The following is an 18,851-nucleotide window of genomic DNA, read 5'->3' as shown; positions in this document are numbered from 1 at the left end:
GTTCAGCGAACGGTCTGAAGGTGTCACAAATCATTAACAAGTGCCCTTGCGGTATGCTGGTCAATGATTAACACATTGGCATATTTTCCTGTTAACGCACCATGGATGGAGGACACTTTTCGGCTTCCGCCGGCCACTAATATAGAGCGTTCCTTCAGCCTCAGATCCTCAAGCTCGACGCCGATGGTCCGGTCATTGATGGCGGTGCTGCAAATCTTCCCTTCCTCGTCAAAGAAACGCGAACAGATATCTCCGACAGCCTGATGTTTCAGCAACGCTTTCTCTTCTTCGTTAAAATAGCCGAGCCGGAATAACAGCGCTTCGTCACGGACTGTTCCCACCGTGAAAAGAGCGATATTCGCCTGCTTGCCCATCTCAATGATCCGCTCGATATGACGGTCTTTCTCCACCATTTTCTTCACATCCGCATTATCAAACACGACGGGAAGCGGAAGATAGCGCGGCATCGTTTGAAAAGCCTCTGCAAACAGCTGAATCGTTTCAGCTGAATAGGTGTTTACCCGGGAATGGCTGATGCCGCCTTTCAGCTGGACGACCTCTACGCCTTTTACCTGCTTTGGCTGCATGTTTTGCGCGATCTGATACATGGTGGTTCCCCAGCTGACGCCGACGATGTCGCCGTCTTTTACCGTTTCATGCATATATTCTGCACCGTAACGGCTCAAGTCATGTGTGATTGCTGCATAGTCCGGTGTCGGAGAAAACACAACGTGCGCTTCGAGAAGCCCGTATTTCTCTTCCAGCATGGAACCGAGCGCATCTAAATCCTCAAAAGGGTCCATCACGCGAATTTGGACAAATCCTTTTTCTTTTGCGTATTGCAGCAATCGGGAAACGGTCGGCCTCGAAATGCTGAGCTGCTCTGCGATTTGCTGCTGACTGTAGTCAGACTGATAATAAAGCCTTGCCGCTTCTATGCTTAATTGTTGTTTTTCCCGATCCATTCCGCACCTCCCTTGGATCAGTTCATGGTGAACCTGCTTTTGATTTGCTTTTATTATACAGGCTGGCAACAGCTTTCATCCACCTGATTTGCAAGAAACTGAAAAACGCTCTGGCACAGATCTGCCCAGAGCTTATTTTTCCCACTTCATATATTGATAAATGCCTTTCATGATGGCGTATATTCCATATAACACAAGCCCGCACGCCAAAAAGATCAGAATCACTCTGCCATGCGGCTGCTGCGCGAGTTCGGCGAGCGCCCCGTCAAAGCCTCTTGTGTCGTCCGGATCAGAGGTGAGAGCGGTTTTTATGAGAAAGAAGCCAATGGCTGAAAAAATAATGGCACGGGCGATGTTGCCTGCGCGTCCTGTGTTTTTTGCAATACATATCATTTCTTTGCTCATTTTTGACGTATCGAATTCTCTCATAAAAGAAGCCCGGATACCTTTCATGAATTGAACCATCGCAAATAGGATAAAGCCCGCTCCTGTGAGTCCCGTCAGCCACTGGCCAAACGGCTGCGCCAATACATAAGCGGACCACGTCTGTTCTGAAGTGCTGCCGCTTCCATGATCAAAGACAAACCGAAGGGCATTCCATGCAATCGATGCATATACGGCGGCGCTGAACAAATTTCCCGTTCTTCGCGACAGGCCCCTTCTTCCTGTGCCGTGGCCCTCTGTATCCTTAACCGCACTCAGCACCATCCATATGACATACCCGATGAGTCCGACTCCGATGAAGAAAAGCAGAATAGATCCGTATGGCATGCGTGATAAGGTTTGGAGCGCTCCGCTTGAATCCTTTGCCCCGCTGCCAGCTCCGGCAGCCGTCATCAATGCCAGAATGCCGAGCAAGATAAAAACGCCGCCAAATGTAAAATAACCAAGCCTTCCGAACCGCTGTATCCAAGGCTTGGTTTCCTGTTTTATTTTAGAGATGCACTGGTCCTTCGCATCCATGTGCCCAACCCTCTTTCCGGAAACGTTACTGTATCATTTCCCGAATGAGAAGAATTGAAACAGACTATCCTTCAAGAGAATCGTTTCTTTGCTTTTTGGCTGTATAGGCGGGGGGTCGTCCAGGCAGCTGCCGTGACAGCTGTGATGCCGCCGGCTAATTTCCCGATGATCATGGCCGCTGCCATTTCTTTCTTCATTCCCGCCACAAAGCCGAGGTGGCTGCCGAGCACAAAGGCTGCGCTGACCGCAAACGCGACATTGATAACCTTTCCTCTCGGCGTCATGTCTTTTAATAAGGCGAGCATGGGGATAAGATGTGCCAAAGAAGCAACCATTCCCGCTGTCGCTGCCTGGTCTAAGTGTAACAGCCTGCCTAATGTATGGAGCGGTTTCTCAAAAGCTTTTGTGATAAAAGCTGTCAGCGGAAAAGCGCCCGCCAATACAACCGCGATGGTGCCTACGGTTTGTATGCCTGTTTCAATCTTTTCGAGGCCAGGTATGAATACAAAGCCTGTCATTGTTTCAATCGAGACAGCAACAAGCCCAATGATCGCAACAATACTGACAGCCTTCCCGAAAACGTGAAATACGCGGATTGTCTTGTCGGTGCAGCGCCAAAGTCCAAAAGCGATAACCGCAGAAAAAAGACTTGGAATCAGAATGTTTTTCAGGATCAATCCCATCTCAAATCCCGCAGCTAACCCGCCTGCGAAGCATCCGATCGGCACAGTGCACAGTCCGATTAAAATGCCTTTTGCAAAATACGGGTGATCCTGCTTTTCAATTATGCCAAGAGCGACGGGAATGGTGAATACGATCGCCGGCCCCATCATCGTCCCCAGAAATACCCATGAAAACAAGCCGGCGTCCGGATCTTTCGCCATTTCTTGTGCCAGCGCATAGCCCCCCATATCAATGGCCAAAATGGTGTTGGCAAAGGAGGAAGGGTCTGCACCAATGGCGGCATAGACCGGAGACACGACGGGAATCAGTATGGCCGCAAGCACTGGCGCCAGCGACACAATCCCGACCATTGACAGCGCAAGCGGCCCCATGGCCTTAAAGCCATCCGCAAACCGCTCGCCAAGCCCCCACCTGTTTCCCAAGCAATAATCGGCTGCTCCCCATAATAAAAAGACCGCCAGAATACATACAACCGCATCATTTACCGTCATGGCCTTTCTCCTTTTTCAAACGTATGATTTGGCTTTATCATATCATCTGAAGGAGGGGATGAGAGGCGGATTCTAATCTAAATGCGATATAAATTCTTTCATGTCAGCGCACTCAATGGCCTCTATGATATGCGATGCTTTTTGCACATCACTTGGCAGCGCTAATTTTAATTTTTCTTTTACATCTTCTTCAGACAGACCGTTTCCGGGAGCTCCCTTCGGGCAGTCCACCCGCGCTTCACATATGCGTCCATCTGATAAAAACGCCCGAACAATGGTGAAACGGCCTTTCGGAACCGCTTGAGAGGCCGGCTGAATGCGATTGTCATACACACGCTGAATATGACGCATTGCGGCCTGCATATGATTTGGTATTGGCTCGCTGTTGAAATGTTCAGCAATCAGCTTCTGTCCGTGCAGGGCAAGGGCAATGACATATTCAACGCTGAAGCGGCCTTCCTCTCCTGTTTTTGGTGATCTTGCCGTTAATGCAGCATCTCCGCCAGGCGGAAAAACGACTTCAATCCGTTCTGTATTGTCAGCAGAAATGGCTTCCTGAGAGATAAGCTCGCGAATGGCATCTGCCGCGTGGTGCGCCGCAGAACAAAATGGATAGATTTTAAACCATAAACCTGGCTTCACGATTCTCCATGGTTTGCCCCAATGGCTTAACAGCGTGGTTTGAGCCTTGTCTAAATCACCGTATAGGCTGAAGAAACCTTTTTCTCCATCCAGTGCCGTACGAGAGCCTCCAACATCAGATTGGGCCAGCTTAACAGCAAGTAAGCCTGATTGAGCTGCCAGCCCTGCGTGCAGCGGTTTCATTTCTGTGCCGAATTGCACCCTCATTCCGGCAGACTGCGTTGCGGCAAAACCAATTGCTTTTTCCATTTCTTCTTGAGTGAGTTCCTCCGCGAACCCTACAGCACAGGCGGCGGCTATGGCTCCGAGCGTTCCCGTATTGTGCCAGCCTTTTTCATAGTGCGGGCTGCCAATCGACTCCCCAAGCCTTGCCATTACTTCCACACCGACAATATAAGCGCCAAGAAGCCGCTCGTCACTTTCTCGAGCGGCAGCTGAAGCAATGAGTGCCGGCAAAATAACTGCACTCGGATGTCCCCTTACATCGGAATGGACATCATCGAAATCCAGAGCATGGGCGATAAATCCATTGAGCAGCGCAGATTGCAATGGTGCTGCCTTTTTTCCTTGTCCGATGATAGGGACAAGGGGCGTGCCGCCTTCCTCTTCGATCAGCTGCAAAAGCTTTTGAATGCCGTTTTCTTCTCTTCCGGCAAATGATGCGGCTGTAAAATCGAGCAATCCCTTTTTGGCTTCACGCATCGCGTCAGTGGCGTTCTCAGGCTGTGATAATCTTACGGCCTCAGCAAGACCTGCTGTCAGTTCTGTTTGGATCATTTGATTGACCCCAGTACAATAACAGCCAGCTCAGCAAAGTAGCTGGATGCAACTTGCAGTGCGTCTTCATCCAATGTAAACGCCGGGTGATGCCACTCCTCTGTACCGTTCGTTCCCATCCACACAAAAAATCCCGGGATCTTCTCTTGATACAGAGCGAAGTCTTCTCCGCCCGGAGATTGCTCCGCATGAACCGTTTGATAGCCAAGCCGGGCCGCAGCTTCTGACGCCGCGTTCAAAAACGTGCCGTCATTCTGAACGGACGGCAAATAAGGAAACCACCGGAATTCGGCCTGTGCCCCGTAGCCCGTTGCGATTCCTTCAGCCACTCGTTTCATATGCTCCGGAACGGCCTTTCTCGCTTCTTTTTGGAAGGTGCGAACGGTGCCCTCCATTTCAGCCTGGTCCGGAATCACGTTCCATGAACTGCCTGCCTGTAATCTTGTGATACTGACGACCGCGTTTTGCAGTGAGCTGATGTTGCGGCTGACCACAGATTGCAGACCGCTGACCATTTGGCCTGCCGCTGCTATGGGATCAATGCTGTTATTGGGAATGCCGGCGTGTCCGCCTTTTCCTTTCACAACAATCTCAAACCGGTCAACGCTTGCCATGAGCGGACCTTCCTTTATCCCAATGGTGCCGACAGGCAAATCAGGCTTATTGTGCATGCCAAAAATGGCAGAAACATCATCCAGCACGCCTGCTTCTATGACTTTCCTTGCTCCTGCGGCGATTTCTTCCGCTGGCTGAAAGATAAAGCGGACCGTGCCTTTCAGCTCGTCTCTTCTTTTATTCAGCAAAATGGCCGTGCCGATAATGGAAGCTGTATGAAAGTCATGCCCGCACGCATGCATCGCGCCGTCAATCTTAGAGGCAAACGGCAGGTTCGTTTGTTCTTGGATCGGGAGCGCATCAATGTCCGCTCGTATCGCAATCACAGGTCCGTCTGACTGCCCTTTGATTTCCGCAATTACACCTGTTTCTAATTGAGGAACCTCAAGAATCTCTATATGTTCTTCCTCGAGCCAGCGGCGGATTTTTTTTGTCGTTTCAAACTCTTCAAATGAAAGTTCAGGGTGTGCATGAAGGTCACGCCGCATATTGATTAAACGAGTATGAAACGTTTCTTCGGCCATTCTTCTTCTTCCCTTCTATATAAGCTCTGCAGGCTCTCCCACCTGCTTGATAAATCGTTTCGTCCGTTCGTTTTTCGGATGGTCAAACAGTTCTTCAGGCGTTCCCTGCTCGATAATATGGCCGTCTGCCATAAAAATCACTTTATCGGCAACCTCTCTTGCAAATGCCATTTCGTGGGTGACGATGATCATTGTTGTTTGTTTTTCCGCAATCGATTTGATGACCTGAAGCACACCCGCCACGAGCTCTGGGTCAAGCGCCGAAGTCGGTTCATCCAGCAAAATCGCATGCGGATTGACCGCAAGTGCCCGCGCGATGCCGATTCGCTGCTGCTGGCCGCCGGACATTGTGATCGGGTAGCTGTCAGCTTTATGCTCTAAACCAACCTGCCTCAGAATCTCCATCCCAATGCGGTTCGCTTCATCTCGTGATTTTCTTTGAGCCGTGAGTAAAGCCTCAGTAATGTTTTGCAGGGCGGTTTTATTTTTGAACAGATTGTAATTTTGGAAGACCATGGCCGTTTGCTGACGGAGCTGGTACGCTTCCTTGCGTGTAAACTTTTCCGCGTTCAGTTTGGCTTCTCCAATTTCAATGATGCCTTGATTGGGGCGCTCCAATAGATTCAAGCACCGAAGAAGCGTTGATTTTCCGGAACCGGACGGACCGATGATCGCCACCACTTCTCCGCGTTTTACTTCAAGGTCGATTCCGTCCAGCACGACCAGATCTTTAAACGCTTTGCGAATATTTTTTACTTTTATCAACTGATTTCACCTCTAAGTCCGGTATGGCTTGCTCATGGCGCGTTCAAACAAGTCCTGCAGGATGCTGTAAATGATTGTAAGAACCCAGTAGACAATCGCAACCGCCAAATAGGTTTCAAAATACTTCAGATTTCCAGATGCATACATCTTACCTTGCGCAAACATCTCCATGACACCCAAAGTAAATGCCAATGAGGTTTCTTTTAGGAGGCCGATAAATGTATTACCCGTTGCCGGTATCGCATTCCTGACTGCTTGCGGAAGGATAATTCGTCTGTAAGCCTGAAGTTTCGTCATACCGACAGACAGGCACGCCTCCAGCTGCCCTTCATCAACAGAGTTAAGGGCGGCGCGGAAGATTTCTGCCAAATAGGCGGCGTTTTTTAAACTTAAACCGATAATGGCAGCTGTGAGAGCTGTCATCTTGCTCATCTCCGGAAACAGCTGCGGCAGCCCGTAATAAATTAAGAACAGCTGCACAAGTGTCGGCACGCCCCGGAAAAATGAGATATACAGCTTTGACAGCTGATGAAGCACTGGAATTTTGTTTTTTGTAATGAGTGCGAGAATAAGTCCTCCGATAATCGCAAAAATCATAGCTGCTACAGCCATAAACAATGTAATCGGAAGGGCCTGAATTAAAGTCGGGAATGCAGAGATCATGAATTCCCAATCAATCGTATTCATTCTGGTGGTTCACCGCCGTTTCTTAATGCTTCTGTTCTGCTGTGATATCTTCGTTAAAATATTTTTCTGAAAGCTTTTTAAGTGTTCCGTCTTTGCGCAGTTCATCGAGCGCTTTATTGACTTTTTTACGGGTCTTGTCGTGCGCGTCATCCTTGGCAAATGGGAATGCGACTTGCTCGTACACAATCGGATCTCCGGCAAGCTTCAACGGCAAGCCTGTTTTCTTAATTTGCGCGATCAGCACACTTCGGCTGTTTACGTAAGCGTCCACACGTCCGTATGCGACATCCTTCAGCGTGCCTTCTTGTGTTTCGTATGTTTTGATATTGATTTTTTTGTCAGGATCTTTGCTTTCAAGATTTTTCGCGTGATTTGAACCTAAAACAGCAGCTACTGTCTTTCCTTTTAAATCGTCTGCTGATTTGATGTCGTTGTTGTCTTTTTTGACGACAATCTGTGTTCCTGCATAAGAGTACGGTTCTGTGAAGTTGTACATTTCCTTGCGTTCATCTGTCACCGCTACCTGATTGGAAATGGTGTCAAGCTTGCCTGTTTGAAGCTCTCCCATCAGACCGCTGAATTCGAGCAGCTTCCAGTCCAGTTTCATGCCGATTTTCTTTGCAACAGCTTCCATTACTTCTACATCAAAACCTGTCAGCTTTCCGTCTTCTTTATAAGCGAACGGGTAGCTCTGTCCGGTCGCACCCACATGAAGTATGTTGTCATCCTCTTTACTGCTGCTGTTTCCATTGCCGCAAGCTGATAGCACGGCTAATAACGCAGCAACTAACAGCACAGTCCATTTTTTCATTTTCATTTGATTTTCCCGCCTTTTATCTTTTATAGGTCATGTCGCAGTTGTTTTTTCATATAGACTGTCATATGTCCTTTGCCCAGATCCTTCTCGCCTGCTCGGACATATCCTTTTCTTTCATACATCTCGATCAGCCACGGGTGCTTATCCGCTGTTCCTAGCGATACAAACGGAACCTTTAACGTATCGCGCAGGATGGTCTGCTCAAGCCATTGAAGCAGCTTTGTCCCGACTCCCTTTTGCCCGGTTTCAGGATCAACAGCGAACCACCAGATATGAGGAACGCCATATGGTCCAGGCTGCTGTCCCCAAGGCATTCGTAAGGAGATGGTCGCGATGATCCGCCCGTCTTCTTCCATGACGTAACAGGCGTTTTTTCGGATATTGTTTAAGACCAGATCCAGATCCGCTTGGGCCGCGGCAAAACGAATGCCGAGCTTTCGAATCGGTTCGTAGGCGCGCCATGTCAGCTTGAGAAGCTGTTCGGCATCACGTTCAGCTGCGAGGCGATATTGCGTCTTCATCGAGCGTTCCTCCTTACTTCGCATAACGGTTTACCGGTTTTTCTAAACCAAAATGCTCTCTCAATGTTGTGCCTTCATATTCGTTTCTGAACACGCCGCGCTCCTGTAAAATCGGAACCACTTTGTCAACGAACAGTTCAATTCCTTCCGGAAGGAGCGGAGGCATGATATTAAATCCGTCACAAGCTTTATGATCCACCCATTCCTGCATCTTGTCGGCAAGCTGTTCCGGCGTTCCGACAAAAATGTGATGGCCTCTGGAGCCTGCAACGTATTTGTAAAGCTCACGTATTGTCATATTGTCTCGTTCAGCCATTTCTTGAACAAGCTTAAATCGGCTCTTCACCGCGTTTGATGCATCCGCGTCAAGCTTTGGCAGCGGCCCGTCAAGCGGATATGCAGACAAATCAATTCCGCCTAAATAATTCTGAAGGATTTGCAGACCGACAGATGGAATGATTAAATCTTGAAGCTCTTGATATTTAGCCCGCGCCTCTTCTTCAGTGTCTGCGATGACCGGAAAAATGCCCGGCATGATCGCGATCTTCTCAGGATCGCGGCCAAACTCGGCTGCCTGCTTTTTAATTGATTGATAAAATTCCTGTGCCGATTCTAAATGGTTTTGCGCCGTAAAAATCACTTCAGCCGTTTTGGCAGCCAGCGCTTTCCCATCCCCTGATGAGCCCGCCTGAATAATGACCGGCTGGCCCTGCGGCGTTCTTGAAACGTTCAGAGGCCCGCGGACTGAGAAATAATCTCCTTTGTGGTTGAGCTCGTGCATTTTTTCTTTATCGAAGAATTCACCTGTTTCTTTATTGCGGATAAAGGCGTCCTCTTCCCATGAATCCCAAAGCCCCTTTACGGCCTCGACAAATTCTTCTGCCCGCTGATAGCGCAAGTGATGTTCGAGATGCTTTTCCCCGCTGAAATTCAGCGCTGTTGACTCAATGGATGAGGTCACGACATTCCATCCGGCACGGCCGTTGGACAGGTGATCCAGTGAGGCGAACTGTCTGGCAATGTGAAACGGCTCGCTATAAGTAGTAGAAGCTGTCGCTGTCAGGCCAATTCTTGAAGTCACCTGCGCCAAAGCTGAAAGCAAAGTAAATGGCTCAAACCTTGTAAGCACATTCGGATGCGATTTGCTGTCGATCGACAGGCTGTCTGCTAAAAACAGCATATCCAGCTTGCCCCGCTCCGCTGTTCTCGCCAGCTCTTTAAAATAATCCAAGTTCATACTCGCATCCGCAGGCGCGTCCGGATGCCGCCAAGACGCAACATGATGTCCGGTCCCCGCAAGAAAAACTCCTAATTTGATTTGCTTCTTTTTGCTTGTCATGACGTTACTCCTTTTATAATGTTTTTAGGCTGAAAAGTCCGAAAAATAAACTCCTATATTCCTAGTCGTTTAATATGAATAAATCAAAATGTACATTTGTATTGCGAGTTTGTCAATGAGTTGAGATTAATTTTTTCTATTTAAGCTGAAAAGACCCTTGCGTAACCATAATGGAACGGCATTGGTTCATTCAACTAGTGCAATAACCTGTATATCGGCAAGAAAACTGAGTCTGATGAAGCAAAGACTAAGTTTTTATATAAGATTTCGCCATTTCCTTGCCTTTGCTTTCGCTTTTAGCAAACCGCCTATCCACTCAGACGCCGTAACGATCGTATAAAAAAACAGCTGACTCCGGATTCAAACCGGAATCAGCTGATTGATGTGAATTAATTAAGCTCGTGAATACTTTCTTCTGCTTTAGCGGAAAACACTTTAGGCTCCAAACAGTCAAGGTCTTCATGAAATAAATTTACTTTTTGGATTTGCCGATTGTCATAGTGGTGGAAATAGTAGTTTCCCGTGTCGTTACACATCACGGAAGTATATTGCGTATAATGAATTTCGTCTTTTTCCGTTATCACTGCGCCCTTGGGTATCGTCATATTTGCCAAAATTTGAAGAGCGGCTGTTACACCTTTCGTTTCATCGGCCGCCGGCTCTAGGTGTTCTTTCAAATACACAGCTCTGACAAACCGGGAAGGCGGTGTATAATCCCCCGGCAGGCCTACAGTTCCTAAACCTTGGCCAAAAGCGGAAAGGGCTAATCCGCCCATCTCTTTGCTCTCTAATTGCTTCGGTCTGATTCCTGTATATTGCTGCAGATTGGTTACATGCCATATAAAGTCGGGGCTGTTCGTCATGACACCAGGCTGATTGTCATAGACTTTGAGGCCATCTGCTCTCGGTTCTATCGTCAGGCTGCGTCCCGTCCGGTCTGACAATATCCAGTGAAGCGGTAAAACCGTATCCAATAGATCTAATTTTTTCTCTACAATCGTTAAAGATCGAATCTTTTCTTTCACGTCATCCAAAGACTGACAGACTGACAGCGCCCATGTCACAAACTCATGCGGGGCAATGTGTACGGTGTCTTCCCGTATCGTTTTTTCGTACTCCGCATAGCCCGGAAAATAAAGTGCAGCACACGATAAACCGTTTTCATTAACGCCGTCTGCAAATAAAATATTACCAAGTTTTCTCCCCATACCGATAAAAGCGTACTGTGTCTGATGGGCCTTTCCGTCAGCTTCACTACTCCAACTGTAACGGCGCGGATAGAGAATCACCTCTGTCCCCAGCTGAAATGCAAAATCCATTGTTCTCGCTAATACATGTTTACGGTCAGCAGTTTCCAATGTAAGACTTGTGCACATCTGATCAGTCCCCTTTTCAATTCAGATTAATATCATACATATTGTGAACGAATTGGTTTTATCAGCATAACGAAAGTCAAATCGATTCGTCAAAGAATTGACATTATATCAATAAAACGAAAAAATCCAGCCTTTAAAAGGCTGGATTTTTTATTTAGCCAAAACAAGCTCGTGAATCGCATGCGCAACACCATGTTCATTATTGGAGCGTGTTTGAAAGTTTGCGGCCTCAAGCACTTCCGGAATGGCGTTTGCCATGGCAACGCCGCAGCCGGCCCATTCGATCATTGTCAGATCGTTGCCGTTGTCGCCTATGCTCATGACTTCAGCCTGCTCGATTCCGAGCAGATTCGCCAGCTGACGCACAGCGTTTCCTTTGCTTGCTTCCGGATGCAGAATTTCGTAAAAGAAAGGAGCGCTTCTGACCATCGTATACCTTTCTCTCACGTCTTTCGGTATCGATGTAATGACGCGGCTTAAGTGCTCTGGTTTATCAATAAACATCACTTTCGGAATGAGAATGTCTTTAGGCATTTCCTCAATCTTGCGGTAATGAAGCGGCACCTGTGTCACGTACGACTCATATACGGTAAATTCGCTGATATCACGGTTAGGCGTATACAGGTTGGCTGAGTCGAAGAAGTGCATCGGTGTCTTCAGCTCTAAGCTCAGATCATATAATGATGCCAAATCATCATATCCTAGAGACAATTCCGTCACCACTTCTTTTGTATGCGTATTTTGAACAAGCGCCCCATTATAGGCAATGACGTAGTCACCTTCCTCAATTAAATTGAGTTCATCTAAGTATCTCCGAACACCTCCGATAGGCCGGCCGGTGCAAAGGACAATTTTTACCCCTTCCGCTTTTGCGGCATGCAGTGCGTCGCGGACCTCCGCCGTCACTTCATGATGATCATTTAAAAGTGTTCCGTCCATATCAATTGCTATTAATTTGTACATCCTGCATCTCCTTCGTGTCGTTTTCAGGCTATAGTCCCATCATATCGTTTTTTCTTTTTGATATTCAACTGAAAGCGATGATTTTCTCCTGTTTCTGTTTAGACGTCTGCCTTGTCTCCGGATCCGCGTGCGCGGCTTTCGCTTTGGTTCTGCACCCTTTTCGCCGGTTTCTGCTTGTTTCTGTTTCATCAGCAGGAAGCCGGCAGCTAAAAATGGAATACCCGTGATATTTAAGATTGCAAGCTTTACACCCGCCGCCGTCAAAAAATATGCCCATGAAGATGAAGGATTCCGTCTGATCATCACATAAGCAGCCATTTCCAGAACAATCATGACCGCATGAAGCACTAAACAATAGATAAGCAATGCAATCACAAAAAACAGAACGTAATTCACCATGGCGCCCGAGTACATCATAGAACGCAGCATTTGCATAAACGATAACGACTGCATTGTTCCGTTTATGACATTCGGATTGTAGATCGTATAGTCACTAAATACATGTTTGATTTTGAGAAAAGCCCATAATACCAACAACCACTGAATGATATGTAAAATAAGGCCTGTTAACACCAGTCTTTCCGCTTTTTTATTTCTCATGTTTCTCCTCCTTGCCGGCCTTTGACTCGATTCTTGTCATCGTTTTTTCCTGACCATTTTGCTCCCATATCAACGTCCCGTCTTTCCCTCTTTTCAGTTTGCTTTTGAGCGGATAATAGGAGCCAAGGTACTGGATCTCAATGGAACCGTCAGCGCTTTGAGATATCACCTTGTATTCCATAAAGGGCAGCTGCACCTCTCCTCTCCCTTCAATCACCTCCGTCTCCAGCACCTTGTCTTTGGTAAATGTGACCGTTGCTGATTTCACGCCATCCATGGGACCGGGGATAATGCCCTCATCCCAAGTTCCGTAATAAAACGGCGTCTCGTCTTTTGGCTTATGGCAGCCCGAAATGATGAGACATACAGCAGACAGAAACACAATAACAGGTCCTTTTCTGCTCAGCGTCATCACCGTCCTTTCTTACTTTTTTAGGCGAATGCCGTGGCACTGTGCCAATGACTACATAGATTATAAGGAATTCACCCACATTTCTTTTTAAGGAGATTGATTACATGAACCCTTATCAATATTACAGCCCGCAGCTCCCTCAGCAGGAACCCTACTATAACCAATATGAATACAATCCATATCCGCAGCAGGATGTATACCAGCCATACCAGACGGACAGACAGCCGGCATTGGAAAGAAGAGTCGCTGCTCTTGAACGGCAAAACGAACAGCAGACAAGAGAATTAACCCGTCTGTCGAATGAGGATCGCCGTCAAAACCGGGAAATTGCAAGATTGGCCGATCAGGTCAATCAGCTAAGCCAGACTGTTGAACGCCATACACGCCGCTTAAACCGTCTCAATCAGCGCCTCCGCGCCGTAGAAAACAGATTAAACATCCCATTTACTGCGGGCGAAGGCGGTTTCTGAAGCAAGAAAAGAAAAAAGCGGAATACGATTCTCCAGATTTCGGAGTTTCGTTTTCCGCTATTCTTATGTGCAGAGCGGGACATTTACATAAAAAGGGTTTTTACAAGTATACAATCTTTGCCGATTTCATTCAAAGATAGAGGGGGTAAGGAAAATAATTGTAGTTCCCCTTTTGCAGAATTTCTTTTGGTTCGGGTCGCATGATAATACCGACAAATGTCAATTGAACATACGGAGGGGTCATTTATGCACAATACGCAACACAGCCTGCAGCAGCTGAACCAGTGCCGCCAGACAGCTCAGCAGCTTATTCAGCAAACACAGCAAAGCAGCAACCAATATCGTCAAATGCTTCATCAGGAGCAGCAAAACATTCAAATGCTGCAACAGATTCTAAACCACGAACAACAAGCTGCACATACCATTCAGCAAGCGCTGCACGGACACGACATGGCCATTCAAAAGTGCCGGCAGGTTGTCAACATGTGCAACCAAATGCAACAGGAACTTACTGGACAATCCAGCGTGATGAATACGAATGTGTCTACACTTCCATTCGGCCAACAAACGCCATTCCAGCAGCATACCTATCAGCAGTAGCATATAAAAAGCTCAACACAATGTTTAGTGTTGAGCTTTTTTCTTACCGTTCTTTGCGAATATGTATATCTTGAATAGACTGTTTCGGCGCATGAAATCTGCTCTCGGCCTCACTTCTTGCCTCAGCAAAGGCCCGTGCCTCCACATTGTCTTTGTAGACATCCAGCTGAATCAGATACAGCGGACGCACTTTAAAACCGTGAATAATCGTCACAGCCCACAACGGGAGCACAATAAGCAATCCGGGCGGATCAGGCAGCACGAAAGCAAACGCAAATACGAAAAAATAAATGATTCCGTACATGATCCACTTTTTATTTCTAACCTTGATGCCAATAAATAAAAAGGCAAAAAAACTGGTAATGGCAAAAGGCATGAAAATAAACAGCATCCACCAGCTATGAAGCCATTCCCATGCGGCACCTCTTTTTGTGATTTCCATATTTTCCTCCTCCTATTTACCTATAATAATCGATTAAGAATACCGCGTCACTTGTATAACAAAAACTTTCTCCTATTAAAATAGTGATAGACGGGGCACAGGTTTCTTGCTATATTATTAATTGATAATGATAATCATTACTAATGGATCAAAATACATATTGGAGGGTTCTTGATGAAAAAGAACACATTGCTCGTGGGCATGCTGGTGCTGCTCCTCATGTTTGTCAGTGCTTGCAGCGGCACGGCTTCGAAAGGAAGCTCAGGTGATTCAGCTTCCGAAAAGACAGAAATGAGAACATACAAATCAACAAAAGGGAACGTCAACATTCCTGCACATCCGAAACGCATCGTCACTGATTTTTATGCTGGGGAATTGCTGTCTGTCGGGGCAAATGTGGTCGGCTCGGGCTCATGGTCATTTGATAATCCATTTTTAAAATCAAAGCTGAAAGATGTAAAGGATGTCGGTGATCCGATCAGCGTTGAGAAAGTCATGGAGCTTCAGCCTGACTTAATTGTTGTCATGAATGAAGAGAATGTCGATAAATTAAAGAAAATCGCTCCAACCGTTGTCGTTCCTTATAACACCGCGAAAAACGTCGAAGATACCGTTGCAATGTTCGGAGATATTGCGGGTGCCAAGGATAAAGCAAAAGCATTTATGGCTGACTTTAACAAAAAAGCGGAAGCAGCCAAAAAGAAAATAGCCGGCGTCATCGACAAAGATGCGACCTTCGGCATTTATGAAAACACGGACAAGGGCGAATTCTGGGTCTTCAATGACAATGGCGGACGCGGCGGCCAAGCTGTATACAATGCGCTTGGGTTAAAAGCGCCTGAAAAAATTGAACAAGATGTCATCAAAAAAGGAGAGATGAAACAGCTCTCTCAAGAGGTCATTCCTGAGTATGCCGCAGATTATATGTTCATTACGGACTACAATCCGAAAGGCGAAAGCAAAACACTCGACAAGCTGAAGGAATCCTCCATTTGGAAAAACCTAGACGCTGTGAAACATAATCGCGTGTTTATCAATGACTTTGACACGTTCTACCCGTACGATCCGATTTCTGTCAGCAAACAGGTGGATATCATCACCGACATGCTGATCAAACGGGCCGAAGAAAATAAAAAATAAAGAAAATGGCACAGTTATGACACTGTGCCGTTTTTTATGATTCACTTTAATGCTGACTGTACGGAGTGCGGCATATCTTCAAACCTGACTTCTTCCCAAGTCTCGACATACTTTCCTTTTGCCTTCACCTTCAAATACGCGTTCTTCCGAAGGTCTTTACCGGCGAAAAAGGTCACTTCTTCTTTTTTTCCGGATGCATGATATCCGTCTAATGTATACTCAGTACCGCCTGGGCTAAGATGTTTGCCATCTCGATCAATCTGCACATAGACATCTTGCTGGTGAATAAACGGATTAAATCTGTCTGTAACATCGTTATGAAAAAAGAGAAGCCCGCATATTATGGCAGCAGCCGCCAAGACGGCCAGGATTGCCATTGCTTTTTTCATCTTTGCACTCCCCTTACTTGTTCATTTTTTTCAAATAGCTTGACCGCACCGCGAGGAAGAACAGAAGCTGAAAAAGGAAAAACCCTCCGATGGTGAGACTGAGCGGTCCCGCTACAACGGAATAGCCATCCACGGCCAATGTTCTCAAGGCAAACAGCGTATGCATGACAGCAATGACAAATGGAAAGAAAAAGAGAATCGCCAATTGTATCGTCACGCTTTGTGACATCTCACGCTCACTCAAACCGATTTTTGCCAGCGAACGGTAACGCTCCCGATCTTCTTCTAAATCGGTGAACAGCCTGAAATATAAGAAACTTGCTGCCGCGATAAAGAAGACGATCGCGATAAACAGGCCGATGAATAAACTTAAGCTCGGCAGCTGCACCGTATCATAGTAAGTCCCGGCTTTTGCCATAAAATCAGAATGCACGTCGATATAATTGCCGTAAATCTCATTTTTCAAGGATTGGCTGAACCCAAGACTGTCTTTCCAATGATCATACCTGTAGCCGTATAATGTCGCTTTATCACCGAGTGATTTGAGCTGATCAAAGGTTTTATCGTTCACCGCAATGATGGCATTTAATGAAATCAGCGGTTTTTTGACTTCTTTTACCGACAGTTTTTGGTCAGACGGCTTGCCTTTTTGGTTCAGCAGCTTCAGCTGATCCGGCGCTTCGTTTTTGAAATTGCGGTCATACGTGCCCGGGAAAAAGACAGCCTCATCATTTTTCAGGCCGTTCAGCTTGACATGGAAGTATTTTGATACATCCGATTCGCTGATCATGTAAACAGGGGGAACAGTTTCTCCTTCCTGATAGCGAACATAAGAAACATCTATTTCGTCTTTCTTATACGTAAAGCCGTGTGTTTTCAGTTCATGGTCAATTTTTTTCAAATGAGTCTGTTCTTTTGGATTGCCGCTGTAAGATATATACTCCATCTCATAAGCGGACTCTTCCGCCCCGACGGTCGATTTGTACATCACGAGCACGCCCGTAGCCGTAAACGCAACCGCGGAAATCATGCTGACAATAAAGAACAGGCGGGCGTTGTCTTTTAAACGATAGACAAGGTCAGAAACCCAAATGATATTTTTCCCGCGCAGATAAAAGGTTTTCCACTTCTTCAGCGCGCGCAGAATCCAGATGCTGCTTTGGCTGAAAAAGAAATACGTTCCGATAACGGTGAGCAGTAAAATGATAAACGGTTCGGTCCCGTGGACATTGCCTTTAAGGACCATGCCGTACCCGCCGCACAGACAGGCGATGCCGAATAAGGACAGTAGCACGGACGGCTTTGGCTCCGGCTTAATCTTGTCAGTGCCCTTTATTAATTTGATAACCGTATTTGATCTGACAAAAAGGATCGTAAACTGCGATAAAAGGAAAAATAAGAGCAGAAATCCGCCAGCCGTAATACCGAGCGCTTTCCAAGGCATATACAAAGGCAGCGCGTCCATTTCTAAAATATAAGCGCCGACCGTAAAGAACGTCTTTGAAAAAATGAATCCTCCGATAATGCCGGCTGCAATTGACATGACGCCGATGATCATATTTTCCGCAGTAATGAGCTTTCTCAGCTGCCCCGGCGTGATGCCCTGCATGAGCAGGATGCCGAATTCTTTATTTCTCGATTTCAAAAATGCATTAACCGAATACAGAACAAATAAGAAAGAAAAAACAAAGATCATCCATTCCGCAGCGGTTAAGCCTTTTTTGGCGATGTTATTCAGGTAGCCTTCCTTTAATGCCGGATGAAACAGGAACATCGCAAAGGTAAAGAAAATCAAAACGGAAAAGGCGCTGCTTAAAAAGAATGCAAGATAGGCCCTTTTGTTTCTCGTGACGTTTTTATAAGCGAACTGAAGAAAGGTCATTTGCGTTTCCCCCCAGCATAGACAGCACATCAAGAATTTGTTCATAAAATACTTGGCGGTTTTCCCCGCGGTAAATCTCATTAAACAGTTCGCCGTCTTTTATAAAGATGACGCGGCGGCAGTAGCTTGCCGCAACAGGATCGTGGGTCACCATCAAAGCCGTGACATGATCATCCTGATTCAGGCTCTGCATCGTTTCCATGACGTCTTTTGACGCTTTGGAATCAAGGTTTCCCGTCGGTTCATCGGCCAGGATGAGTGACGGCTTATGAATGACCGCTCTTGCGATGGCGGCCCGCTGGCGCTGGCCTCCGGACACTTCAAACGTCCGTTTGTTGAGCAGGTCTTCGATTCCGAGCTTTTCCGCGATGCCTTGCAGTTTTTCTTCCATTACAGACGGTGCTTCTTTTTCAAGCGTTAACGGCAGCATGATATTTTCACCGATCGTCAGCGTGTCCAGAAGGTTGAAATCCTGAAACACAAATCCGAGCTGCTTGCGGCGGAAATGAGCGAGCTTTGTCCGCTTCAGCCGGTGCGGGTTTTCTCCGTGAATCAGGATATCGCCTGAATCCGGACGGTCGATCGTTGAAATGATATTCAAAAGGGTTGTTTTTCCGGAGCCGGACGGTCCCATCACCGCCGTGAACCCACCTTCTTCTATAGAAAATGAAATTTGCTTTAAAGCTTGATAGGACACTTGTCCTTTATAGGTTTTATTTATATGTTTGACTTCAAGCATATTCGCCATGAAAATCCTCCTTATGGTTTTATTCTTGTTGGTCTGGGC

General features: G+C 46.7%; 21 protein-coding genes and 1 pseudogene. 3 read left to right on the top strand and 19 right to left on the bottom strand.

Going from position 1 to position 18,851, the window contains the following annotated elements:
* Positions 1–23: 23 nt before the first annotated feature.
* From deoR to DIC78_RS11105, 15 genes and pseudogenes are all read right to left on the bottom strand, one after another.
* Entirely contained in the window at positions 24–965 is a 942-nt protein-coding gene (gene deoR, locus DIC78_RS11175; RefSeq protein ID WP_103672009.1) for a DNA-binding transcriptional repressor DeoR, read from the bottom strand.
* A 132-nt stretch (positions 966–1,097) separates the two neighbouring features.
* Complete coding sequence (locus DIC78_RS11170; RefSeq protein WP_127696299.1) at positions 1,098–1,928, bottom strand: DUF1206 domain-containing protein; 831 nt, start codon at positions 1,926–1,928, stop codon at positions 1,098–1,100.
* A 71-nt stretch (positions 1,929–1,999) separates the two neighbouring features.
* A complete protein-coding gene (gene eutH, locus DIC78_RS11165) occupies positions 2,000–3,103 on the bottom strand; it encodes an ethanolamine utilization protein EutH (protein WP_127696298.1) in 1,104 nt (367 codons plus the stop codon).
* A gap of 72 nt (positions 3,104–3,175) precedes the next feature.
* A complete protein-coding gene (locus DIC78_RS11160) occupies positions 3,176–4,522 on the bottom strand; it encodes an MmgE/PrpD family protein (protein ID WP_127696297.1) in 1,347 nt (448 codons plus the stop codon).
* On the bottom strand, positions 4,519–5,661 hold the full coding sequence (locus DIC78_RS11155) for a M20 peptidase aminoacylase family protein (RefSeq protein ID WP_127696296.1): 1,143 nt from the start codon (positions 5,659–5,661) through the stop codon (positions 4,519–4,521). The genes DIC78_RS11160 and DIC78_RS11155 overlap by 4 nt, the downstream gene beginning before the upstream one ends.
* 15 nt (positions 5,662–5,676) lie before the next feature.
* Positions 5,677–6,426, bottom strand: a complete 750-nt coding sequence (locus DIC78_RS11150; protein ID WP_024123422.1) for an amino acid ABC transporter ATP-binding protein — start codon at positions 6,424–6,426, stop codon at positions 5,677–5,679.
* Between the two features lie 12 nt (positions 6,427–6,438).
* Entirely contained in the window at positions 6,439–7,113 is a 675-nt protein-coding gene (locus DIC78_RS11145; protein ID WP_024123423.1) for an amino acid ABC transporter permease, read from the bottom strand.
* 22 nt (positions 7,114–7,135) lie between these two features.
* Positions 7,136–7,930 (bottom strand): amino acid ABC transporter substrate-binding protein, encoded by a 795-nt coding sequence (locus DIC78_RS11140; protein ID WP_127696295.1) that lies wholly within the window; start codon positions 7,928–7,930, stop codon positions 7,136–7,138.
* Between the two features lie 23 nt (positions 7,931–7,953).
* Positions 7,954–8,451, bottom strand: coding sequence for a GNAT family N-acetyltransferase (locus DIC78_RS11135; RefSeq protein WP_024123425.1), 498 nt, complete (start codon positions 8,449–8,451; stop codon positions 7,954–7,956).
* A 13-nt stretch (positions 8,452–8,464) separates the two neighbouring features.
* Positions 8,465–9,790 (bottom strand): LLM class flavin-dependent oxidoreductase, encoded by a 1,326-nt coding sequence (locus DIC78_RS11130; protein WP_024123426.1) that lies wholly within the window; start codon positions 9,788–9,790, stop codon positions 8,465–8,467.
* A 186-nt stretch (positions 9,791–9,976) separates the two neighbouring features.
* Positions 9,977–10,184: pseudogene (locus DIC78_RS11125) on the bottom strand (hypothetical protein).
* Entirely contained in the window at positions 10,180–11,166 is a 987-nt protein-coding gene (gene yxeI, locus DIC78_RS11120; protein ID WP_024123427.1) for a penicillin V amidase, read from the bottom strand. Before yxeI ends, DIC78_RS11125 begins: the two are co-directional and overlap by 5 nt.
* Positions 11,167–11,316: 150 nt before the next feature.
* Positions 11,317–12,129, bottom strand: a complete 813-nt coding sequence (gene yidA, locus DIC78_RS11115) for a sugar-phosphatase (RefSeq protein ID WP_127696294.1) — start codon at positions 12,127–12,129, stop codon at positions 11,317–11,319.
* A gap of 39 nt (positions 12,130–12,168) precedes the next feature.
* On the bottom strand, positions 12,169–12,729 hold the full coding sequence (locus DIC78_RS11110) for a hypothetical protein (protein ID WP_024123429.1): 561 nt from the start codon (positions 12,727–12,729) through the stop codon (positions 12,169–12,171).
* Positions 12,719–13,141, bottom strand: coding sequence for a DUF3255 family protein (locus DIC78_RS11105; protein WP_127696293.1), 423 nt, complete (start codon positions 13,139–13,141; stop codon positions 12,719–12,721). Before DIC78_RS11105 ends, DIC78_RS11110 begins: the two co-directional genes overlap by 11 nt.
* Positions 13,142–13,245: 104 nt before the next feature.
* Here DIC78_RS11105 and cotNE point away from each other — a divergent pair, with 104 nt between their 5' ends.
* Positions 13,246–13,611, top strand: a complete 366-nt coding sequence (cotNE, locus tag DIC78_RS11100; protein ID WP_106019828.1) for an inner spore coat protein CotNE — start codon at positions 13,246–13,248, stop codon at positions 13,609–13,611.
* Positions 13,612–13,857: 246 nt separating this feature from the next.
* Positions 13,858–14,211 (top strand): hypothetical protein, encoded by a 354-nt coding sequence (locus DIC78_RS11095; RefSeq protein WP_127696292.1) that lies wholly within the window; start codon positions 13,858–13,860, stop codon positions 14,209–14,211.
* Between the two features lie 43 nt (positions 14,212–14,254).
* On the opposite strand, the gene DIC78_RS11090 is transcribed toward DIC78_RS11095, so the two are convergent.
* Entirely contained in the window at positions 14,255–14,653 is a 399-nt protein-coding gene (locus DIC78_RS11090; protein WP_024123433.1) for a hypothetical protein, read from the bottom strand.
* Positions 14,654–14,827: 174 nt separating this feature from the next.
* On the opposite strand from DIC78_RS11090, the gene DIC78_RS11085 reads away from it, so the two are divergent.
* Positions 14,828–15,793 carry an iron-hydroxamate ABC transporter substrate-binding protein gene (locus DIC78_RS11085; RefSeq protein WP_095712639.1) on the top strand — a complete coding sequence of 322 codons (966 nt, stop codon included), beginning with the start codon at positions 14,828–14,830 and terminating at the stop codon, positions 15,791–15,793.
* A 41-nt stretch (positions 15,794–15,834) separates the two neighbouring features.
* On the opposite strand, the gene DIC78_RS11080 is transcribed toward DIC78_RS11085, so the two are convergent.
* The 3 genes from DIC78_RS11080 to yxdL are packed head-to-tail and all read right to left on the bottom strand — an operon-like array spanning position 15,835 to position 18,812.
* On the bottom strand, positions 15,835–16,182 hold the full coding sequence (locus DIC78_RS11080; RefSeq protein ID WP_106019830.1) for a YxeA family protein: 348 nt from the start codon (positions 16,180–16,182) through the stop codon (positions 15,835–15,837).
* A 13-nt stretch (positions 16,183–16,195) separates the two neighbouring features.
* On the bottom strand, positions 16,196–18,064 hold the full coding sequence (gene yxdM / locus DIC78_RS11075) for an ABC transporter permease YxdM (RefSeq protein WP_095712637.1): 1,869 nt from the start codon (positions 18,062–18,064) through the stop codon (positions 16,196–16,198).
* On the bottom strand, positions 18,039–18,812 hold the full coding sequence (gene yxdL, locus DIC78_RS11070) for an ABC transporter ATP-binding protein YxdL (protein WP_095712636.1): 774 nt from the start codon (positions 18,810–18,812) through the stop codon (positions 18,039–18,041). Before yxdL ends, yxdM begins: the two co-directional genes overlap by 26 nt.
* Positions 18,813–18,851 lie beyond the last annotated feature (39 nt).

This window comes from Bacillus halotolerans (assembly GCF_004006435.1).
In the GTDB taxonomy this organism is placed as follows: domain Bacteria; phylum Bacillota; class Bacilli; order Bacillales; family Bacillaceae; genus Bacillus; species Bacillus halotolerans.
This window is presented reverse-complemented; position numbering and strand designations above follow the sequence as displayed.

Excerpts from the sequence above, each read along its gene's own strand:
- deoR (WP_103672009.1), bottom strand. The coding sequence starts at position 965 with ATGGATCGGGAAAAACAACAATTAAGCATAGAAGCGGCAAGGCTTTAT.
- DIC78_RS11170 (WP_127696299.1), bottom strand. The coding sequence starts at position 1,928 with ATGGATGCGAAGGACCAGTGCATCTCTAAAATAAAACAGGAAACCAAG.
- eutH (WP_127696298.1), bottom strand. The coding sequence starts at position 3,103 with ATGACGGTAAATGATGCGGTTGTATGTATTCTGGCGGTCTTTTTATTA.
- DIC78_RS11160 (WP_127696297.1), bottom strand. The coding sequence starts at position 4,522 with ATGATCCAAACAGAACTGACAGCAGGTCTTGCTGAGGCCGTAAGATTA.
- DIC78_RS11155 (WP_127696296.1), bottom strand. The coding sequence starts at position 5,661 with ATGGCCGAAGAAACGTTTCATACTCGTTTAATCAATATGCGGCGTGAC.
- DIC78_RS11145 (WP_024123423.1), bottom strand. The coding sequence starts at position 7,113 with ATGAATACGATTGATTGGGAATTCATGATCTCTGCATTCCCGACTTTA.
- DIC78_RS11140 (WP_127696295.1), bottom strand. The coding sequence starts at position 7,930 with ATGAAAATGAAAAAATGGACTGTGCTGTTAGTTGCTGCGTTATTAGCC.
- DIC78_RS11135 (WP_024123425.1), bottom strand. The coding sequence starts at position 8,451 with ATGAAGACGCAATATCGCCTCGCAGCTGAACGTGATGCCGAACAGCTT.
- DIC78_RS11130 (WP_024123426.1), bottom strand. The coding sequence starts at position 9,790 with ATGACAAGCAAAAAGAAGCAAATCAAATTAGGAGTTTTTCTTGCGGGG.
- yxeI (WP_024123427.1), bottom strand. The coding sequence starts at position 11,166 with ATGTGCACAAGTCTTACATTGGAAACTGCTGACCGTAAACATGTATTA.
- yidA (WP_127696294.1), bottom strand. The coding sequence starts at position 12,129 with ATGTACAAATTAATAGCAATTGATATGGACGGAACACTTTTAAATGAT.
- DIC78_RS11110 (WP_024123429.1), bottom strand. The coding sequence starts at position 12,729 with ATGAGAAATAAAAAAGCGGAAAGACTGGTGTTAACAGGCCTTATTTTA.
- DIC78_RS11105 (WP_127696293.1), bottom strand. The coding sequence starts at position 13,141 with ATGACGCTGAGCAGAAAAGGACCTGTTATTGTGTTTCTGTCTGCTGTA.
- cotNE (WP_106019828.1), top strand. The coding sequence starts at position 13,246 with ATGAACCCTTATCAATATTACAGCCCGCAGCTCCCTCAGCAGGAACCC.
- DIC78_RS11095 (WP_127696292.1), top strand. The coding sequence starts at position 13,858 with ATGCACAATACGCAACACAGCCTGCAGCAGCTGAACCAGTGCCGCCAG.
- DIC78_RS11090 (WP_024123433.1), bottom strand. The coding sequence starts at position 14,653 with ATGGAAATCACAAAAAGAGGTGCCGCATGGGAATGGCTTCATAGCTGG.
- DIC78_RS11085 (WP_095712639.1), top strand. The coding sequence starts at position 14,828 with ATGAAAAAGAACACATTGCTCGTGGGCATGCTGGTGCTGCTCCTCATG.
- DIC78_RS11080 (WP_106019830.1), bottom strand. The coding sequence starts at position 16,182 with ATGAAAAAAGCAATGGCAATCCTGGCCGTCTTGGCGGCTGCTGCCATA.
- yxdM (WP_095712637.1), bottom strand. The coding sequence starts at position 18,064 with ATGACCTTTCTTCAGTTCGCTTATAAAAACGTCACGAGAAACAAAAGG.
- yxdL (WP_095712636.1), bottom strand. The coding sequence starts at position 18,812 with ATGGCGAATATGCTTGAAGTCAAACATATAAATAAAACCTATAAAGGA.